We start from the raw sequence: 16,236 nt of genomic DNA, 5'->3' as shown, positions 1-16,236 counted from the left end.
TGGTAGATAGAACTCGCATCAGGACTTGTCAGAGGCGTACTCATAGTTGTAATAAGCGCCATTACCGTAGTAACTGGATGCCCGCTTCTCGACACCATTAAAAATAGCGCCCTTCAACTCGATACCGTTTTGCGCAAACCGACGAATTGTCAATTCAATCTCTTTGGCCGGATTTACACCAAAGCGAGTCACGATCAAATTAATGGCAGCTTCACGCCCAACGATTGCAGCATCTGTTACTGCCAGAAGAGGTGGCGTATCGATGATGACGACGTCGTAGAGTTCACTCAGTTCTGCCAGGAGTTCTCTGAAGTTGGCATGCATCAACAGCTCTGATGGATTAGGCGGTACCTGTCCACGACTGATGAAATGCAGGTTATCAACCTCGAGCCTATTGATTGCCTGCTCAATGCTGCAACGTTTGGTTAAAAGATCGGATAAGCCGTTGCTGATTGGTGTAGCCAAGGTTTTGTGCAGGTGACCTTTGCGCATATCGGCATCGATCAGTACGACCCTCTGCCCGCTTTGAGCAATGACCGCGGCCAGGTTAGAGGAAACAAACGTTTTGCCCACCTGCGGGCTCGGACCGGAAATCATGATCCGGTTGTTGGTCGCATCCAGCCCCGCAAAATGCAAACAGGTTCGCAGGCTGCGTATCGACTCAATGGACAGGTCAGTAGGGTTGCGCAGCGCCAATAGGAAAGCCTGGCGGTTGACGCTATCGCCCAACCGAAGTTTTTTATTGTCTTCTTCTTGTTGCAGGGCGCTGTAGGGAATAGAGGCATAGACGGGCAGCCCGAGTTGTTCGATGGCTTCCGGCCCCTCAAGTCCTCGGCTCAACGATTTACGCACCAACACCAAGGCAACGCCGACAAACCCGCCCAGCAACGTTGCAATAATAATGAGCAAGGCTTTGCGCGGTTTGACCGGGGATGTGATGTCGACATCGGCGGTATCGATCAATCGAGCATTCCCGACCGCCCCCGCTCTTACGATGTCCAGCTCCTGGGATTTATTCAGCAGTTGGGTATAAATCTGTGTCGCCACTTCCACATCACGAGTGAGGTTCAAAAGCTCCTGTTGCGTTGCCGGAAGATCCTGAACCTTCTTCTCCAAACCGTGGCGCTGATTATTCAAATCCCCCAACTGGGCCATCAAGGCGCGGTAGGCCGGATGCTCACGGGTGAACTTTCGATCCAGTTCTGCTTGCTGGAGTTTTAAATCGGAGATGCGCGTATCCAAAACCACCATCTGCTCCAGGACAGACTTGGTTTCGAGTGAGATATTTACTGTATTTCCGCGGGTTTGATAGCTGTTCAGCGCATTGCTGGCCTTGACCAGATCCTCTTTGACTTGAGGGAGCTGTGACTGCAGGAAATCCAGACTCTGAGCCGCCTCGGCAGAGGTGCGTTGCACATTCTGCTCGACATAAAGCGTCGAAATCTTGTTCAGAATTTTCACAGCCAGAGAGTAGTCGGTGCTGGCTAGCGCCAGACTTATAATGCCCGACTCCTTACCTTGTTCGGAGACTTCAAGGATGTCCTGGTAATTCTGAATAGTGACAATTCGTGGGTTGCGTACGACTTCGAATTTAGTGCCAGGGTTCGCAATCATGTTCGCGACCAACACCTCGACCCCGTTCTCTACCACGGCGACGCCTGTGGTTCCATCGGCCAACAATCCACCCTCTTCATCGTAAAGCTTGAAGCGGTTCTGCTCTCCGGCAATCAGGGTCAGTTTTTCACCTAACAGTTCATCGGGCAGTTTGAGTTTTTCGATTTCAAGCTGCTCGCCACCCCAAGCGAAACTGTTCATGCCAAGGAGTGGAGGCGAAATAGTTTGGCCGGGAGTACTTTTATATCGCCGCGCAATAAAACCACCCACGACGGGAAAGGTGTTCGGCGTGATCACAATATCCAGACGCAGGTCATCGACTGTTTTGCCGATGACTGCGCGAGACTTGATAATTCCGATCTCGGTAGCCGCCGGGGATTGCCCACCCAGCATGCTGCTGATATCCGAAAAGCCCAACATGTCGTTCTTTTTCGGCTCGACCTGCACCAGGGCGTTTGTCAAATACACGGGCGCCGACAAAATCGAATACGCGGCACCGGTCACCATGAACGCTCCGGTAATGGCGCCTATTAACCATTTGTGATCAATCAATGTGCCTAGCAAACCGAGAAGATCAATCTCGTCTTTATCGTTATCTCGGCCACTGACTACTGACGGTAACTGCATAAGGTCTATTCTTTTACCATTAATACTAATCTGAAAATCATCCATCAACGTCCGAGGCGCTGTGCCCATGAGCAAACAGCATCTTCAATCAATGCATGGGCATGGACAAAAGCAGCTTTTCCTTGACGATACGGATCCTTTATTTCGCGCTCACTCTGCCACTTGCCCAGAAGAAACACTTTGCCCCTCGCGTGCGAGGCAATACTCAGCACGCCTTTTACATGCTCTTTCTCCATGACCAGAATGAGGTCTGACTCATTAACAATGGCTGGAGTGATCTGCCGCGCTTTAAACTCTTGGGCGGCGCCACCCTGTTCTTCGAGAACTGAAAGTGCGTTTGGCTCCATAGACTCCCCCACCCGCGCGTTGAGTCCCGCGGAGGTCACCGAGATATCTGAAGGATCCAGCGCGTTGCGGAGCAACATTTCAGCGGTTGGACTTCGGCAAATATTACCAACGCATACGATAAGAATCTTTCTGAACAAGGCTACTCTTCCCGTGTAGTGTCGATTCGGCCAATGTGTAGCGGGGACATGAGTGAACCGACAAAATCGGTCCCGCATTCAGAGATGAATCCATCATAAAAATACAAGTGCATTAAATAGCACGACATACAAAAAACGCCCAACAAGAATAGCTGGACCAAAAATAACGACAACAATCCCGCCGCCACTTATCCGACAAAAAATAACATTGGGGCGTCTGCATGAGAGGTTTGGTGATATTGCTGTATTTGACTAGCCAAATCTATTTTGACTCCGCCCCCGCCCGGCCAAACATCGTAATTATCAAGAAGCTTGCACTGTCAAGACGTTATTAAAATCACAATAGAAAATTACGCTCACCACTTAATGCAGGCGCTTACTAATAAATTCTGAATAACACGCTACATTCATTGCCAACGCCCCTTCCACCAGAACTTTCAGCAATACGACCTGCGCTTCGAAGCGCAGGTTCTGATTACATTTCTGCGCGTCGTCCATTTGCCCCTTCATCAAGCTGGTCACTTTACAGGGATCACTGTACTTCACTCTTTTTAACCAGACGGGAATTTTCGCTGCGGCTTTAACCCGTCCCATCTCAAGCACACCACTCATATTGTCCGGGTAGTTTCTTTTCGAGACCGTCATCAGCTCTTCCAATACATCGGTCAACTTCTTCAAGACATAAGCGAGTATAAAGTCATCGAAAGCCTCCACAATTCCAGACACTTGTGTTTCCTGTGAAGTCATCTTTCCATCCGCTACCTACGTTAATCGGCAGCACATTACACTTCATCGGCCTTGATTATTTGACATATTATAACGGTCAAAATCGACACTTTTTAACAGCGCTAAACGATCAAAGGCCTGCCCGTAAGAACCGGCGGCGACATTGTTGGCGCGGGGTCAACGGTCAGTTACGTTGAACCTGCGCCCCGTTTTGGCATCGTATAAACCGACACCGCGCCCCTCACCTTTCAAACACCTGTTTTCAGGTTGTTGCCGCTGGGGCCATCGATACGTACATGCGCCCTTGAGTGGCTGTCAGCGCTCGGGTAATGTCATTAGACCCACAGGACAGAGCACGCCCATGACTTCCAAGCTGGAACAACTTAAACAAATGACCACCGTAGTTGCCGACACCGGCGACTTCGAAGCTATCGCCCGCGTTAAACCGGTGGACGCCACCACCAACCCTTCCCTGCTGCTCAAAGCCGCGGCAATTCCTGCGTATGCCGAATTGCTGGATGCTTGCGTTCACGACTGCAAGGGCGATGTGGGCCTGGCCAGCGACCGTTTTGGCGTAGCGGTCGGGCAAGAGATCCTGAAGGTTGTACCGGGTCGTATATCTACCGAAGTGGATGCACGCCTCTCGTTCGACACTGACGCCGTATTGAAGCGTGCGCACCGTCTGATCGAGCTGTACGACAAGGCCGGTATTGGCCGTGACCGCGTGCTGATCAAGATCGCCTCCACCTGGGAAGGTATCCGCGCGGCAGAGACGCTGGAAAAAGAAGGGATTCAGACCAACCTGACGCTGCTGTTCTCGTTTGCTCAAGCAGCGGCGTGTGCGGATGCCGGTGTGTTCCTGATTTCACCGTTCGTGGGCCGGATTTACGACTGGTACAAGAAAGCCAACGGCAACGACTATACCGGTGCGGATGATCCGGGCGTGCAGTCGGTGACACGCATCTACAACTACTACAAGGCCAATGACTACAAGACGGTGGTCATGGGTGCGAGCTTCCGCAACCTGGGCCAGATCGAGCAACTGGCAGGTTGTGATCGCCTGACTATCAGCCCGGATCTGCTGGAAAAACTGGCGGCTGACACTGGCAAGCTGGAACGCAAGTTGTCACCTGGGCATGCCGGTGAAGCGCGCTTGAACTTGAATGAAGCGCAGTTCCGTTGGTTGTCCAACGAAGATGCGATGGCGACCGAGAAACTGGCTGAGGGGATTCGTCAGTTTGCCCGGGATCAGGAGAAGCTTGAGGCGTTGTTGCAGGCCAAGCTGTAACAGCTGACAGGCCAACGCAAAAAAGGGCGAACCCTCACAGGTTCGCCCTTTTTTGTATGTGTCTGGTGACTGTCAGGACGCCATCGCGAGCAGGCTCGCTCCTACAGGGAATCAGTGTCGCTCCAGCGCATTTACCAAGTCATGGAACGCTTCACGATTGGAGTCGTTAAGACCCATGAGGATTTTGTGCGCTTCGAGGACTTTGATCCGCACCACTTCTTCGGACTGATCCTGGTCTGGCAAGTCGTCCAGGCATTCGGGACAGGGCACGGGCTGGTCAACGATGTTGAACACTTGCTCGAAGCCCATGGACTCCAACAGACGCGTAATGTCTTCGTGGGTGGTGACGACGGTCGGCAGCAGGCCGACCTTTTGCCGCGACAGGATCGACAGCTTGGCCAGCAGGCCCAGCGTGGTGCTGTCGATGCTGCGGGTTTCGGTCAGGTCGATCACGATCGCATTGAAGTTCAACGCGGTGAAGATCCGATCAATAGTCGCATCCAACGCCGAACACAGGGTCAGGCGAACTTCACCGACGAATTTCAGGACGAAGGTGCCGTCCTGCTCGGCGAACTGGATTCTACCGGTACTCATTAAAGATTCCTGCTCAACACCAACAGGGCGATATCATCCGGCATCTCCCCAAGCGTGGCCAATCCAAAAACCTGCCGCAGCCCGTCCAGGGTGCCGCCCGCAGCCTTGACCCGTTGGGGCAACGCCGCTTCTTTTTCTTTGAGTGTGGGTTCTGGCAAAAGATCCAGAATGCCATCAGACATCAGCGTCAGGCTGAACGTCGGCGGCAGTTCCAGTACGTGGTCTTCGTAGGTGGCTTCATTGAAGAGGCCTACCGGCAGACCGCGCCCTTCCAGATAACGAACACTGTCGGGTGTGTACAACACTGGCAACGGCAGGTGACCACCGATGCTATAGGTCAACAAACCTGTCTCCTCGTCGATGACTCCACCGACCATTGTGACGTGTTTGCCCAGCTTACAACTGATCAGGCCCCGGTTGATATGACCAAGGACCTCTGAAGGCTTGAATTCCGGCAATGTGCCGCTGCGTTTGGATTCAAACAGCAAGCGCGTGGTCATGAACTTCAGCAGCACGGTAACGAAGGCTGAAGAAGCACCATGACCGGAAACGTCCGCCAGGTAGAAGGCTACCCGGCGCTCGTCGACCCGAAAGTAGTCAACGAAATCACCCGACAGGTACAGCGACGGGATGATCTGGTGAGCAAACTGGAACTCGTCGATGGCCCAGGGGCTGACCGGCAGCATGTTCATCTGTACCTGGCGACCGGCGTTCTGGTCTTCCTGGAGCAGGTTCAGGCTGGCAGCGAGCTCACGGTTGGCCTTTTCCAGCTTCTCGCGGTAGCGCTGGTTCTCCAGCAGCAGGCGCGCACGATCCAGGGCTCGGCGAACAGAATGCTCGAGCACGGCCAGATCTTCGAGAGGCTTGATCAGGTAGTCCGCTGCACCCAGGCGCAGCGCCTCGACCGCATCGTTCATCACGCCGGCACCCGAAACCACAATCACAGGGGTTTGCGGTGACCGCTCGGTGACCTGGCGGATAAGTTCGAGTCCGCCCATCTGCGGCATGCGCAGATCGCAGATGACCAAGTCGGGCTTGTCTTGCTCGAATACCTGAAGACCCTGCTGACCATTACTGGCCTGCAGGACACTGAAACCACTGTCTTCCAAATAGGCCGCGAGGCTCGCGCGCACTACTTCGTCATCATCGATTATCAGCAGCGTGGCACTGGTTTTTGGCATGTGGGCAAACGGCGCCAGAATTAGGTTGGCGTAGCAGGCAAGGCCTTTAGCCCGGCTCACACTACTGGATTCGCTTTCTAGCCTCTCTATTGCACCGTTTTCGAGCGTTTGCCCTACTCACACGTACACCAGAGGTGCCCTTCTAAGGCGCAGACGGTACTCCCATCCGCGGGGCGTTTCAAGCTCACGCCGATGGTCGCTTGGCGTCTTTACTTGTCAAATCACCGGGAGTTATAAGAACAGGCAAATCCGTAACCCAATGGAAGGATCGAGCCCATGAGTCAAACCGGTCGGGACTACAGCGAAAAGCGTGATTTCATCCGCATGCGAGTCGATGCCGATGTGTCGCTGATTCATGAGGGCGATGAGGTGCCAGCCGTCTGCATCGACCTTTCCAGCAGTGGTATGCAGGTTGAAGCGAAACGAGAGTTCAAAGTCGGTGACCGGCTCAATGTGCGCATCGATTCCGATCACGCAGCGTTGAAGGGGCTCGAAGCCGACACCGAAGTGGTGTGGGTGAAGTCATTGGACGGTGATGCTCAGAAACTCGGGCTTACAATCTTGAAAATGAAATAAACCGGATCCATACGAAAGAAGGCGGCCAATGGCCGCCTTCTTCGTTTTTACCGGTCGAGATTAAAAATCGTCTTCAACCTGGCCGTCTTTGACTTTGAACTCACGGTTCTGCAAATACGCATTACGGATAAAGGTGTACTTGTCCCCAGTGATCAGTTTTTCGCTCGACAGCAAGCTGGCACGCGTGTCGACGATATTCAGGCCGAAGACCGAGTTACGCACCGGCACGTCGTTGATGTACGGGTACGGGCCCGTGTAGCTGTCGACGAGTTTCGACGGTGCATCACGCAAGGTGCTTGGACCCAACAGCGGCAGCATCACGTAAGGACCGCTACCCATACCCCAATAGCCAAGGGTTTGACCGAAGTCTTCGTCGCTGCGCTGCAGGCCCATCTTGGTGCCCACATCGAAGAAACCGAGCAAGCCGAACGTGGTGTTGAAGATGATGCGTGCAGTGTCGGTGCCCGCTGCAGCCGGCTTGGCTTGCAGAATGTTGTTCACCAGGTTGGTGACGTCACCGACGTTGCGGAACATGTTGTGAATGCCGTCTTCCAGAAACTGCGGCGTGATGAACTCATAGCCCTGAGCCACAGGCTTGAGTGCATACGTGTCGATGACGTCGTTGAATTTATAGATTGGACGGTTAACGCTTTCCCAAGGATCGTCTTCCGAAGCAGCCTGAGCCACAAACGGAACCAGCAACAGGCTGGCACACACAAAAAGCTGAGCGAAATGATTGCTCCAGCGCATAGAAAAACTCCTTGGATTTGTACTGGCGCGAGCACTTGGCCCGGGCATTAAGCTGATTAGTATAAGACGGAAAACCCGGTTTAGGCAGCATCGCGCGCATTTCGACTATAGATGACTCGCGCTGACTGAGAGCGTTTCACATCAATGTCACTCAACTGTCACTCACGCCGCCTAGCCTTGTTGCTATTTCAGGGACGTTGATATGCCGCACGCCGAAACTTTGCCTCTCGCTGCCCCCAGTTTGACCGCCGTCTTGTTCGGCCTCAGTGGTTGCCTGGTGGATTTCGGCGCCCGGACGCGCCAGCACGGGGCGTATTCTGCGGAGCACGCCGAAGCCACGCCCGGCGCGCTGGACAGCCTGCGCAGTTTGCAGCGCCAGCAAATCCCCTGCGCCTGGCTCGATGAACTACCCCCCGCCCTCAGCCATTCTCTGGCCGTTACCCTGCCGTCCTGGATTACATCGACGCAACACCCGGCAACAATCAATCCATGGCCTGCACCAAACGCTTGCTGGCAAGCCCTGATGGCGTTGAATGTCGATCGCCTGGATGGCTGCGTGCTGGTCAGTGGCGAACCACGCTTGTTGCAATCGGGTTTGAACGCCGGCTTGTGGACGATTGGCCTGGCGTCCTGCGGCTCGCTCTGCGGCCTGGCGCCCAGCGAATGGCACGCATTGAGCCAAAAGGAACGTGAACACCTGCGCGGCAAGGCGACGATGCAGTTGTTCGGCCTGGGCGTGCATTCGGTGATCGATCACCTGGGTGAGCTCGACACCTGCCTGGCCGATATCAGTCTGCGCCGGTTCAAGGGCGAAAAGCCCTGACCGAGATCATGCAGGTTGCGCGAGAGTGGATTAATCTAAAGGTCAGCCATAGACCTTTGGCGCACTGCCGCGGTCTATGCCAGTGCCAATCGAGAGAAGGAAGAACGCCATGCCTGCCCGCGAACTGCAAGAACAGCTCAATGCCCTGCGCGAGCAATTGGAACAGAATCCTCCACTGTCCGAATCCGAACGCGAAAACCTGCATGAACTGATGCAACAGATCGAACTCAAGCTTGAGCTAGAAACCAAAACCCAGGACGCCAACCTCGCCGATGGCGTTAACCTGGCAGTTGAACGCTTCGAACTCGAACACCCTACCCTGGCTGGCACCCTGCGCAACATCGCGCAAGCCTTGGGTAACATGGGCATCTGAACCCGCCAGACGCAAAAAAGCCCCGCCATCGCTGGCAGGGCTTTTTCATTTCCACAATTTGAAACGCAGTCCCTTGTAGGAGTGAGTCTGCTCGCGATACCGGTGGATCAGACGACATCAATATTGAATGTCAGTCAGCTATCGCGAGCAGGCTCACTCCTACATTGGATTTTATTGACGCACCAACCGATGATTCGGCAGTTGGACGGTTTCGGTGCTGCGGTACGGGTTGATATCCAACCCGCCACGGCGCACATAGCGCGCATACACCGTCAACTTCTTCGGTTTCAACAACCGCTGCAAGTCGAGGAAAATCCGCTCCACGCACTGCTCGTGAAAGTCCGAGTGCTGACGGAAGCTCACGATGTATTCCAGCAAACTCGCGTGATCCAGTGCCGCGCCACGGTATTCCACCGCCACACTGCCCCAATCCGGCTGACTGGTAACCGGGCAGTTGGATTTGAGCAAATGGCTGTGCACGCTCTCCTCCACGATGCGCGATTCATCGCAACGCAGTAGTTCCGGGCGCGGATGCTCGTAGTTGCTGACGCTGATGTCCAGGTCATCAATGCACACGCCGGGCAGCGCCACGACGCCTTCGGCTTCGACATCTTTCAAGCTGCGAATGCGCACACCGACCGGTTTGCCGGCAGCGGCCGACAGGTCTTTGGCCAGTGTCGCCTCAAGGCTTGCCGTGTCGGCAAACGGTGTCTGGTTCAGTGAGTTCAGGTACAGCTTGAACGACTTCGATTCGATGATATTCGGCGAATCCGCCGGGATGCTGAACTCGCCAATCGCCACCACGGGCTTGCCCGACGGCAACAGCCACGACAGCTCAAAGCAGTTCCAGAAATCCACGCCTTTATACGGCAGGGTTTCAGCCGTCAGGCCCAACTCGGCCCATTTCGCAGTACGCGGGATCGGGAACAGCAAAGACGGCGTGTAAGTGGCGATGTATTCGCTGGATTTGCCCAGCGGCGAATGTTCGGCTGCGGGATGCATGGCGGAAACCTGACTGAAGAATCAGCGGATTCTACCAGCCTTTGCTCCCGCCATTGAGTCCTTACTGACTGACAGTCAACTTGCCGACCATGCCAGCCTGATAATGGCCAGGGATATTGCAGGCAAATTCCAGGTTGGTGGCCTTGGTGAAGGTCCAGGTCAGCTCGGCGGTCTTGCCCGGCTCCACGAGCACGCTGTTCGGGTCGTCATGCTTCATTCCCTGCCCGGATGAGTGGTCCATTCCGGCCATGGCGCTGTGGTCCATTTCCTTCATGGCGGTAGGCGCCAGCATGCCGCTCTGTTGCATCTGCAACATTTCCTGCTGGTGTTTGGCATGCATCGCTGCATCACCGAGGTTGAATTCGTGCAGCAACTGGCCTTTATTCACCAGCACAAAACGAATGGTCTCACCGGCCTTGATATCGATGTCCTTGGGCGAGAACGACATATCACCCATCACCACTTCAACACTGCGAGTCGCCTTGGCCGCCGGCGCAGGTTGGCCGAAATCGTAGGTGTTTGCCGGGCCGGCCCACACTGGCGAGCTCAGCGCCAACAAACACACCACCGGCAGCAAAGATTTGCGCAAAAACATCGTCGTACTCCAACAAGATAAGGTTCAGCCTGTGGAAAACTCTAAACTGCTGTCACTGCCCGCAACCTGACAGCCAGATTACAACTTTGTCAGGTTGACCTGAATTAACGCTGCCCACGGTATAAAGCGTTCGTTCCATTTATCTCGAGTTGCCCATGAAACTGCTGATAGTCGAAGACCAACCGAAAACCGGCCACTACCTGCGTCAGGGCCTGACCGAGGCCGGGTTCAACGCAGAACTGGTGGCTGACGGCAACACCGGCCAACAACTGGCGCTGAGCGGTGACTACGCCTTGTTGATTCTCGACGTGATGCTGCCCGGCCGCAATGGCTGGCAGATTCTGCAAGCAGTGCGCAGTAATGGCCTGGACACACCGGTACTTTTTCTGACCGCACGAGACGCCGTGGAAGATCGGGTTCATGGCCTCGAACTGGGCGCCGATGATTACCTGGTCAAACCATTCGCCTTCTCCGAACTGCTGGCCCGGGTCCGTAGCCTGCTGCGTCGCGGCAGCGCCTCACCTCAGGAAACCCAATTACAACTGGCAGACTTGCACCTGGACTTGATTCGGCGGCGCGCTGAGCGCGGCGGCCAGCGCATCGACCTGACGGCCAAGGAATTCGCCCTGCTGGAAATGCTCCTGCGTCGCCAGGGTGAAGTGCTGCCCAAATCGCTGATTGCCTCGCAAGTGTGGGACATGAACTTTGACAGCGACACCAATGTGATCGAAGTCGCGATCCGTCGGTTGCGTCTGAAGATCGACGATGAGTTCCCCAACAAACTGATCCACACCGTGCGCGGCATGGGCTACGTCCTCGAAGAGCGTGCAGCCTGATGCGGCACCTTTCGTTGAGCAGCCGTCTGGCGTTGCTGTTTGCGGCCTGCACGGCGGTGGTTTCGCTATTCGCCGGAGTATTGTTCAGTCGCGCCAGCGAAGCGCACTTCGTCGAACTCGATCAGCAATTGCTGGACGGGAAATTGATTGGTTTACGCCGGGCGCTTCAGGACATTCAATCCAGCGAGAGCGAAATCAGACTGGCCGATGAACTCAGCCGCCAGGCTGATTTGTCGCTGCGCATCACCGGCAGTGATGGCCAGCGCTGGTATGACAGTTCCGCGCACCTGCCGGAAAAACTCCCGCAACAGCCCGGTTTATCGACCCTGAACAACGACGGCACCGACTACCGCGTGCTGATTGCGCCATTGTTTGACGATAGACCGGATTCCCCACAACTGACGTTATTGCTGGACATCACCCATCACCAGCACTTTTTGCAACGCATGCAGCACCTGATCTGGCTGACCGTGGGTTTGTCAGCCCTGGCCACCGCCCTGCTCGGCGCCTGGGCTGCGCGTAGCGGGTTGCGCCCGTTGCGGCGCATGAGCGCGGTCGCCAGCGGTGTGTCGGCGCAATCGCTCAATGCTCGACTGCCCGAAGAAGACATGCCGCCTGAGCTCGCGGAATTGGCCCACAGCTTTAACGCCATGCTCGGACGCCTTGATGCCTCTTTTCAACGGCTCTCGGCGTTCTCCGCTGACATCGCCCATGAATTGCGCACGCCGCTGTCCAACCTGCTGACCCACACCCAGGTCACCCTCACCCGCCCACGGCCCCTCGAGGATTACCGCGAAGCGCTGCACAGCAACCTCGAAGAGCTGCAATGGATGGCACAGCTGGTCAACGACATGCTGTACCTGGCCAAGGCTGATCACGGGTTGCTGATGCCCAAGCGCGAACCGCTGGATCTGGCACAAGAAACCGATGTGTTGCTGGAGTTTTTTGCGCCGTTGGCCGAAGACGCTCGGGTCAAGCTTAGCCGTGAAGGCAATGCGCACATGGAAGGTGATCGCAGCATGCTCCGTCGGGCATTGTCCAACCTGCTGGACAATGCGTTGCGGTTCACACCGGCCCAGGGTGAGGTTCGAGTGCGGATTGTCGAGCAGGCTAAAGGGTTGAGCCTGGTGGTTGAGAACAGTGGCGATGGGATTGACGGGGCGTTGCTACCGCGATTGTTTGACCGGTTTTATCGGGCCGATCCGGCGCGCCAGGAAGGCAGCAGCGAACATGCGGGGTTGGGGTTGGCGATTACGCAGTCGATCGTGCGTGCCCATGGCGGGCAGATTCGTTGCGAATCGGCGAATGGGTGGACGCGGTTTGTGATTGAGTTGCCAAAGGGAGATTGAGGCCAGCAGTACCGGCCTCATCGCGGGCAAGCCCGGCTCCCACAGGGTTTGGAGTCGTTCACAAATGTGTGATTCAACTCGATCAACTGTGGGAGCCGGGCTTGCCCGCGATGGCGATTTCAGGAGTTACGAATACCGCAACGCGTGAGCTGGCTCAATTTTCGCCGCACGCCAGGCCGGGTAGACGGTCGCCAGAAAGCTCAAGATGAACCCCGCCGAGCAAATCAGCAGCACATCGGCGCCCTGCAATTCCGAAGGCAGGTTACTGACAAAGTACACATCAGAACTGAAGATGTGCTGACCGCTTACCCGCTCGATCCAGCCCACCATTTCACTGACGTTCAGCGCCGCGATCACGCCGAGCACGCCGCCGATAAAGGTCCCGAAAACACCGATCACCGTCCCCTGAACCATGAAGATCGCCATGATCTGCCCAGGCGTAGCGCCAATCGTGCGCAGGATCGCGATATCCGCGCCTTTGTCGTTCACCACCATGATCAAGGTGGCGATGATGTTGAACGCCGCCACCGCGACAATCATCAGCAACAGCAGGCCGATCATGGTTTTTTCCATCTTCATCGCACTGAACAGGCTGCCCTGGGTGTGGGTCCAGTCGTCAGCCTTATAGGCAGCACCCAAACCACTGGCGATATCGCTGGATACTTGCGGCGCCGCGTACAAATCCTTCACCGCCAGGCGCACGCTCTGCACCTGATTGGGCTCCCAATGCTGCATCTGCGCGGCATCCGCGACGTGGATCAACGCCATCGAACCGTCGAGCTCGGCACCGACCTTGAACACGCCGACCACGTTCAGGCGCTGCATGCGCGGGGTAATCCCGCCCGGCGCAGTACTCACTTCCGGCACGATCAGGGTGATCTTGTCACCGACGTTCAAGCGAAAGCGCCGGGCCGTGATTTCACCGATTACCACGCCGAACTCACCCGGCTTCAGGGCATCGAGGCGCCCTTGAACAATGTGCTTGGCGACAATTGAAACCTTGCCTTCGAGTGCCGGATCGACACCGCTGACCTGGATCGGCTGCATCGAGCCCTTGTAGGACAGCATGCCCTCCATTTCGGTGAACGGCACGGCGGCCGTCACTTCCGGGTTTTTCATCGCGGCCGCCGCAACGGGCTGCCAATCGTCGATCGGGTTAACGCCGACGATGGTTGCATGCGGCACCATGCCAAGGATGCGCGAGCTCATTTCGCGCTGAAATCCGTTCATGACCGACAACACCACGATCATCGCCAGCACACCCAGGGCGAGGCCGATCATCGAGGTCATCGAGATGAAGGAAACAAAGCGATTGCGGCGCTTGGCGCGGGTATAGCGCGTGCCGATAAAGATCGATAACGGTCTGAACATTCGCTGGGGCACCGTATAAAAATAAAAGACCCGACGCACTGTTCAGCACACCGGGTTTCAGCCAATCAGATGGGTGTCAGGCAACCTTCCTGCAAATGCAGGACGCGATCCATCTGGCGGGCCAGGTTCATGTCGTGGGTCACCACCAGGAACGCCGTGCGCATCGAGGTGCTGAGTTCCAGCATCAAATCCTGAATACCCTGGGCTGTGTGGGAGTCGAGGTTGCCGGTCGGCTCGTCGAGCATCACCAGGCCCGGGTTGTTCACCAAGGCACGAGCGATGGCCACACGCTGGCGTTCACCCCCGGACAATTCGGCCGGTTTGTGCTCCAGACGATGGCCCAACCCTACGCGCTCCAGCAACGCCGTGGCACGCTGACGCGCCTCGGGGATCGACGTCTTGCCGATCAGCAGCGGCATGCAGACGTTTTCCAGGGCCGTGAACTCCGGCAGCAAGTGGTGAAACTGGTAAACGAACCCAAGGGCGCGGTTACGCAGCAGGCCGCGATTCTTCTCGCTCAGCGCTGACAGTTCTTCACCGTCGAGCCAGACGCTGCCCTTGGTCGGCGTATCGAGCCCGCCCAGCATATTGAGCAAGGTGCTTTTGCCAGAACCCGACTTGCCGACAATCGCTACGCGCTCACCCGGGTGCAGTTCCAGTTGCAGACCGGCCAGAACCTCAACCGACTCCGGACCTTCCTCGTAGGATTTGCCCAGGTTGCGGCAGCTCAAGATTGCTTTATCACTCATGCCCGACTCACTCATAACGTAGCGCCTCCGCAGGCTGGGTGCGCGCGGCACGCCAGGCTGGATACAGGGTGGCGAGGAAACTCAGGACCAACGCGGCGGCGCAGACCATCAACACATCCTGGCTTTGCACTTGCGACGGCAGGTAATCGATGAAGTACACGTCGGCGTTAAGGAATTTGTGGCCGATCAGGCCTTCAAGCGCCGAGATCGCGGCGCTGACATTCAACGCGGCGAAGATCCCGACCACAGCGCCGATCAGCGTACCGACCACACCGATGACCGTACCCTGCACCATGAAGATCGCCATGATCGTGCGCGGCGTGGCACCCAGTGTGCGCAGAATCGCGATGTCGCCCTTCTTGTCGTTCACCACCATCACCAGCGTGGAAATGATGTTGAACGCAGCAACGGCGACAATCAGCAGCAACAGCAAACCGATCATGGCTTTTTCCATGCGGATCGCCTGATACAGGTTGCCGTGGGTGCGCGTCCAGTCACGGGCGTAGAAACGGTCCTCGCCGAGCTGCTGGGCGATGCTCCACGCGGTGCGCGGCGCCTGGAACAGGTCGTCGAACTTCAAGCGGATGCCCTGGACCTGATCCGGCTTCCAGCGGTGCAGCCGGGCCAGGTCCTGCAGGTTGGTGATGCCCAGGTAGCCGTCCAGCTCACCGGCGCCCACATGGAAAATGCCCACCACGGTAAAGCGTTTCATGCGCGGGAACATGCCAGCCGGGGTCACGGTGACCTCTGGCGCGACAAACGTCAGTTTGTCGCCGATAGCCGCGCCGAGCTTGGCTGCCGCCTTGTCGCCGATAACGATGCCGAATTCGCCCGGAACGAGATCGTCGAGTTTGCCCTGCTGCATGAAGTTATCAATGATCGAGACCTGCCGTTCCAGCGCAGGATCGATGGCGTTGAGCAGGACTTTGGAGACTTTGCCGTTGTTGGTCAGCAAACCCTGCATCTGAGTAAACGGCGCAACGGCCGTCACCTGCGAGTTCTGCTTGACCTTGGCGGCCAGGCTTTGCCAGTCGCTGATCGGTTCACCGGACTCGATGGTCGCGTGGGGCACCATGCCCAGCACACGGGTGCGCATCTCATGATCGAAGCCGTTCATGACCGACAGCACCACAATCATCACGACTACGCCAAGGGCGAGTCCGATCATCGAGGTCAGGGAAATGAACGACACAAAATGATTGCGACGCTTTGCACGGGTATAACGCGTGCCAATAAATGCGAAGAGAGGTCTGAACATGTCGGGGCTTGTTCGGAGGGAAAAGGAACGTCCTTGTGG

The 16,236-nt window shown here is 56.3% G+C and carries 17 protein-coding genes; 6 read left to right on the top strand and 11 right to left on the bottom strand.

Features of this window, described 5'->3' with window-relative positions; all coding sequences use genetic code 11:
• Positions 1 to 18: 18 nt before the first annotated feature.
• The 3 genes from AB4N76_RS23780 to AB4N76_RS23770 all read right to left on the bottom strand — a co-directional run bounded on the left by AB4N76_RS23780 (position 19) and on the right by AB4N76_RS23770 (position 3,473).
• Positions 19 to 2,241: a polysaccharide biosynthesis tyrosine autokinase gene (locus tag AB4N76_RS23780; protein WP_046027143.1), complete on the bottom strand. Its 2,223-nt coding sequence runs from the start codon at positions 2,239 to 2,241 to the stop codon at positions 19 to 21.
• A gap of 44 nt (positions 2,242 to 2,285) precedes the next feature.
• Complete coding sequence (locus AB4N76_RS23775; protein WP_046026965.1) at positions 2,286 to 2,726, bottom strand: low molecular weight protein-tyrosine-phosphatase; 441 nt, start codon at positions 2,724 to 2,726, stop codon at positions 2,286 to 2,288.
• A 363-nt stretch (positions 2,727 to 3,089) separates the two neighbouring features.
• Positions 3,090 to 3,473 carry a hypothetical protein gene (locus AB4N76_RS23770; protein ID WP_046026966.1) on the bottom strand — a complete coding sequence of 128 codons (384 nt, stop codon included), beginning with the start codon at positions 3,471 to 3,473 and terminating at the stop codon, positions 3,090 to 3,092.
• A 340-nt stretch (positions 3,474 to 3,813) separates the two neighbouring features.
• Between AB4N76_RS23770 and tal the strand changes: the two genes are divergently transcribed.
• Complete coding sequence (tal, locus tag AB4N76_RS23765) at positions 3,814 to 4,740, top strand: transaldolase (RefSeq protein WP_046026967.1); 927 nt, start codon at positions 3,814 to 3,816, stop codon at positions 4,738 to 4,740.
• A gap of 111 nt (positions 4,741 to 4,851) precedes the next feature.
• On the opposite strand, the gene rssC is transcribed toward tal, so the two are convergent.
• A complete protein-coding gene (gene rssC / locus AB4N76_RS23760) occupies positions 4,852 to 5,334 on the bottom strand; it encodes an anti-sigma factor antagonist RssC (RefSeq protein ID WP_046026968.1) in 483 nt (160 codons plus the stop codon).
• On the bottom strand, positions 5,334 to 6,515 hold the full coding sequence (rssB, locus tag AB4N76_RS23755; RefSeq protein ID WP_046027144.1) for a two-component system response regulator RssB: 1,182 nt from the start codon (positions 6,513 to 6,515) through the stop codon (positions 5,334 to 5,336). Before rssB ends, rssC begins: the two co-directional genes overlap by 1 nt.
• 276 nt (positions 6,516 to 6,791) lie before the next feature.
• On the opposite strand from rssB, the gene AB4N76_RS23750 reads away from it, so the two are divergent.
• Complete coding sequence (locus tag AB4N76_RS23750) at positions 6,792 to 7,091, top strand: PilZ domain-containing protein (protein WP_046026969.1); 300 nt, start codon at positions 6,792 to 6,794, stop codon at positions 7,089 to 7,091.
• A gap of 60 nt (positions 7,092 to 7,151) precedes the next feature.
• On the opposite strand, the gene AB4N76_RS23745 is transcribed toward AB4N76_RS23750, so the two are convergent.
• Positions 7,152 to 7,841, bottom strand: coding sequence for an MlaA family lipoprotein (locus AB4N76_RS23745; RefSeq protein ID WP_046026970.1), 690 nt, complete (start codon positions 7,839 to 7,841; stop codon positions 7,152 to 7,154).
• A 202-nt stretch (positions 7,842 to 8,043) separates the two neighbouring features.
• On the opposite strand from AB4N76_RS23745, the gene AB4N76_RS23740 reads away from it, so the two are divergent.
• Both AB4N76_RS23740 and AB4N76_RS23735 read left to right on the top strand, forming a co-directional pair.
• Positions 8,044 to 8,664: an HAD family phosphatase gene (locus AB4N76_RS23740; protein ID WP_460163590.1), complete on the top strand. Its 621-nt coding sequence runs from the start codon at positions 8,044 to 8,046 to the stop codon at positions 8,662 to 8,664.
• A gap of 109 nt (positions 8,665 to 8,773) precedes the next feature.
• Positions 8,774 to 9,037, top strand: coding sequence for a DUF4404 family protein (locus AB4N76_RS23735; protein ID WP_460163589.1), 264 nt, complete (start codon positions 8,774 to 8,776; stop codon positions 9,035 to 9,037).
• Between the two features lie 171 nt (positions 9,038 to 9,208).
• Here the strand turns inward: AB4N76_RS23735 and queF are convergent, their stop codons facing one another.
• Both queF and copI read right to left on the bottom strand, forming a co-directional pair.
• Complete coding sequence (gene queF / locus AB4N76_RS23730; RefSeq protein WP_460163588.1) at positions 9,209 to 10,039, bottom strand: NADPH-dependent 7-cyano-7-deazaguanine reductase QueF; 831 nt, start codon at positions 10,037 to 10,039, stop codon at positions 9,209 to 9,211.
• 61 nt (positions 10,040 to 10,100) lie between these two features.
• The gene (gene copI / locus AB4N76_RS23725) at positions 10,101 to 10,634 is read right to left on the bottom strand and encodes a copper-resistant cuproprotein CopI (protein ID WP_460163587.1); all 534 of its coding nucleotides are present in this window, start codon (positions 10,632 to 10,634) and stop codon (positions 10,101 to 10,103) included.
• 155 nt (positions 10,635 to 10,789) lie between these two features.
• Between copI and AB4N76_RS23720 the strand changes: the two genes are divergently transcribed.
• Complete coding sequence (locus tag AB4N76_RS23720) at positions 10,790 to 11,470, top strand: heavy metal response regulator transcription factor (protein ID WP_046026974.1); 681 nt, start codon at positions 10,790 to 10,792, stop codon at positions 11,468 to 11,470.
• The gene (locus tag AB4N76_RS23715) at positions 11,470 to 12,819 is read left to right on the top strand and encodes a heavy metal sensor histidine kinase (protein WP_077430562.1); all 1,350 of its coding nucleotides are present in this window, start codon (positions 11,470 to 11,472) and stop codon (positions 12,817 to 12,819) included. The genes AB4N76_RS23720 and AB4N76_RS23715 overlap by 1 nt, the downstream gene beginning before the upstream one ends.
• Positions 12,820 to 12,945: 126 nt before the next feature.
• Here AB4N76_RS23715 and AB4N76_RS23710 read toward each other — a convergent pair whose 3' ends face one another.
• From AB4N76_RS23710 to AB4N76_RS23700, 3 genes are all read right to left on the bottom strand, one after another.
• Positions 12,946 to 14,190 (bottom strand): lipoprotein-releasing ABC transporter permease subunit, encoded by a 1,245-nt coding sequence (locus tag AB4N76_RS23710; RefSeq protein WP_046026976.1) that lies wholly within the window; start codon positions 14,188 to 14,190, stop codon positions 12,946 to 12,948.
• A gap of 65 nt (positions 14,191 to 14,255) precedes the next feature.
• Positions 14,256 to 14,939 carry a lipoprotein-releasing ABC transporter ATP-binding protein LolD gene (gene lolD, locus AB4N76_RS23705; RefSeq protein WP_162830870.1) on the bottom strand — a complete coding sequence of 228 codons (684 nt, stop codon included), beginning with the start codon at positions 14,937 to 14,939 and terminating at the stop codon, positions 14,256 to 14,258.
• A 7-nt stretch (positions 14,940 to 14,946) separates the two neighbouring features.
• On the bottom strand, positions 14,947 to 16,197 hold the full coding sequence (locus tag AB4N76_RS23700; protein WP_046026977.1) for a lipoprotein-releasing ABC transporter permease subunit: 1,251 nt from the start codon (positions 16,195 to 16,197) through the stop codon (positions 14,947 to 14,949).
• Positions 16,198 to 16,236 lie beyond the last annotated feature (39 nt).

This window comes from Pseudomonas sp. S2_F03, assembly GCF_054668335.1.
The sequence above is the reverse complement of the archived record's forward strand: the minus strand, read 5'-3'. Positions and strand labels throughout refer to the sequence as shown.

Coding starts and splice junctions, on each gene's coding strand:
- rssB (WP_046027144.1), bottom strand. CDS start 6,515: ATGCCAAAAACCAGTGCCACGCTGCTGATAATCGATGATGACGAAGTA.
- AB4N76_RS23710 (WP_046026976.1), bottom strand. CDS start 14,190: ATGTTCAGACCGTTATCGATCTTTATCGGCACGCGCTATACCCGCGCC.
- rssC (WP_046026968.1), bottom strand. CDS start 5,334: ATGAGTACCGGTAGAATCCAGTTCGCCGAGCAGGACGGCACCTTCGTC.
- tal (WP_046026967.1), top strand. CDS start 3,814: ATGACTTCCAAGCTGGAACAACTTAAACAAATGACCACCGTAGTTGCC.
- AB4N76_RS23780 (WP_046027143.1), bottom strand. CDS start 2,241: ATGCAGTTACCGTCAGTAGTCAGTGGCCGAGATAACGATAAAGACGAG.
- AB4N76_RS23735 (WP_460163589.1), top strand. CDS start 8,774: ATGCCTGCCCGCGAACTGCAAGAACAGCTCAATGCCCTGCGCGAGCAA.
- AB4N76_RS23700 (WP_046026977.1), bottom strand. CDS start 16,197: ATGTTCAGACCTCTCTTCGCATTTATTGGCACGCGTTATACCCGTGCA.
- lolD (WP_162830870.1), bottom strand. CDS start 14,939: ATGAGTGATAAAGCAATCTTGAGCTGCCGCAACCTGGGCAAATCCTAC.
- AB4N76_RS23715 (WP_077430562.1), top strand. CDS start 11,470: ATGCGGCACCTTTCGTTGAGCAGCCGTCTGGCGTTGCTGTTTGCGGCC.
- AB4N76_RS23720 (WP_046026974.1), top strand. CDS start 10,790: ATGAAACTGCTGATAGTCGAAGACCAACCGAAAACCGGCCACTACCTG.
- AB4N76_RS23750 (WP_046026969.1), top strand. CDS start 6,792: ATGAGTCAAACCGGTCGGGACTACAGCGAAAAGCGTGATTTCATCCGC.
- AB4N76_RS23740 (WP_460163590.1), top strand. CDS start 8,044: ATGCCGCACGCCGAAACTTTGCCTCTCGCTGCCCCCAGTTTGACCGCC.
- queF (WP_460163588.1), bottom strand. CDS start 10,039: ATGCATCCCGCAGCCGAACATTCGCCGCTGGGCAAATCCAGCGAATAC.
- AB4N76_RS23770 (WP_046026966.1), bottom strand. CDS start 3,473: ATGACTTCACAGGAAACACAAGTGTCTGGAATTGTGGAGGCTTTCGAT.
- copI (WP_460163587.1), bottom strand. CDS start 10,634: ATGTTTTTGCGCAAATCTTTGCTGCCGGTGGTGTGTTTGTTGGCGCTG.
- AB4N76_RS23745 (WP_046026970.1), bottom strand. CDS start 7,841: ATGCGCTGGAGCAATCATTTCGCTCAGCTTTTTGTGTGTGCCAGCCTG.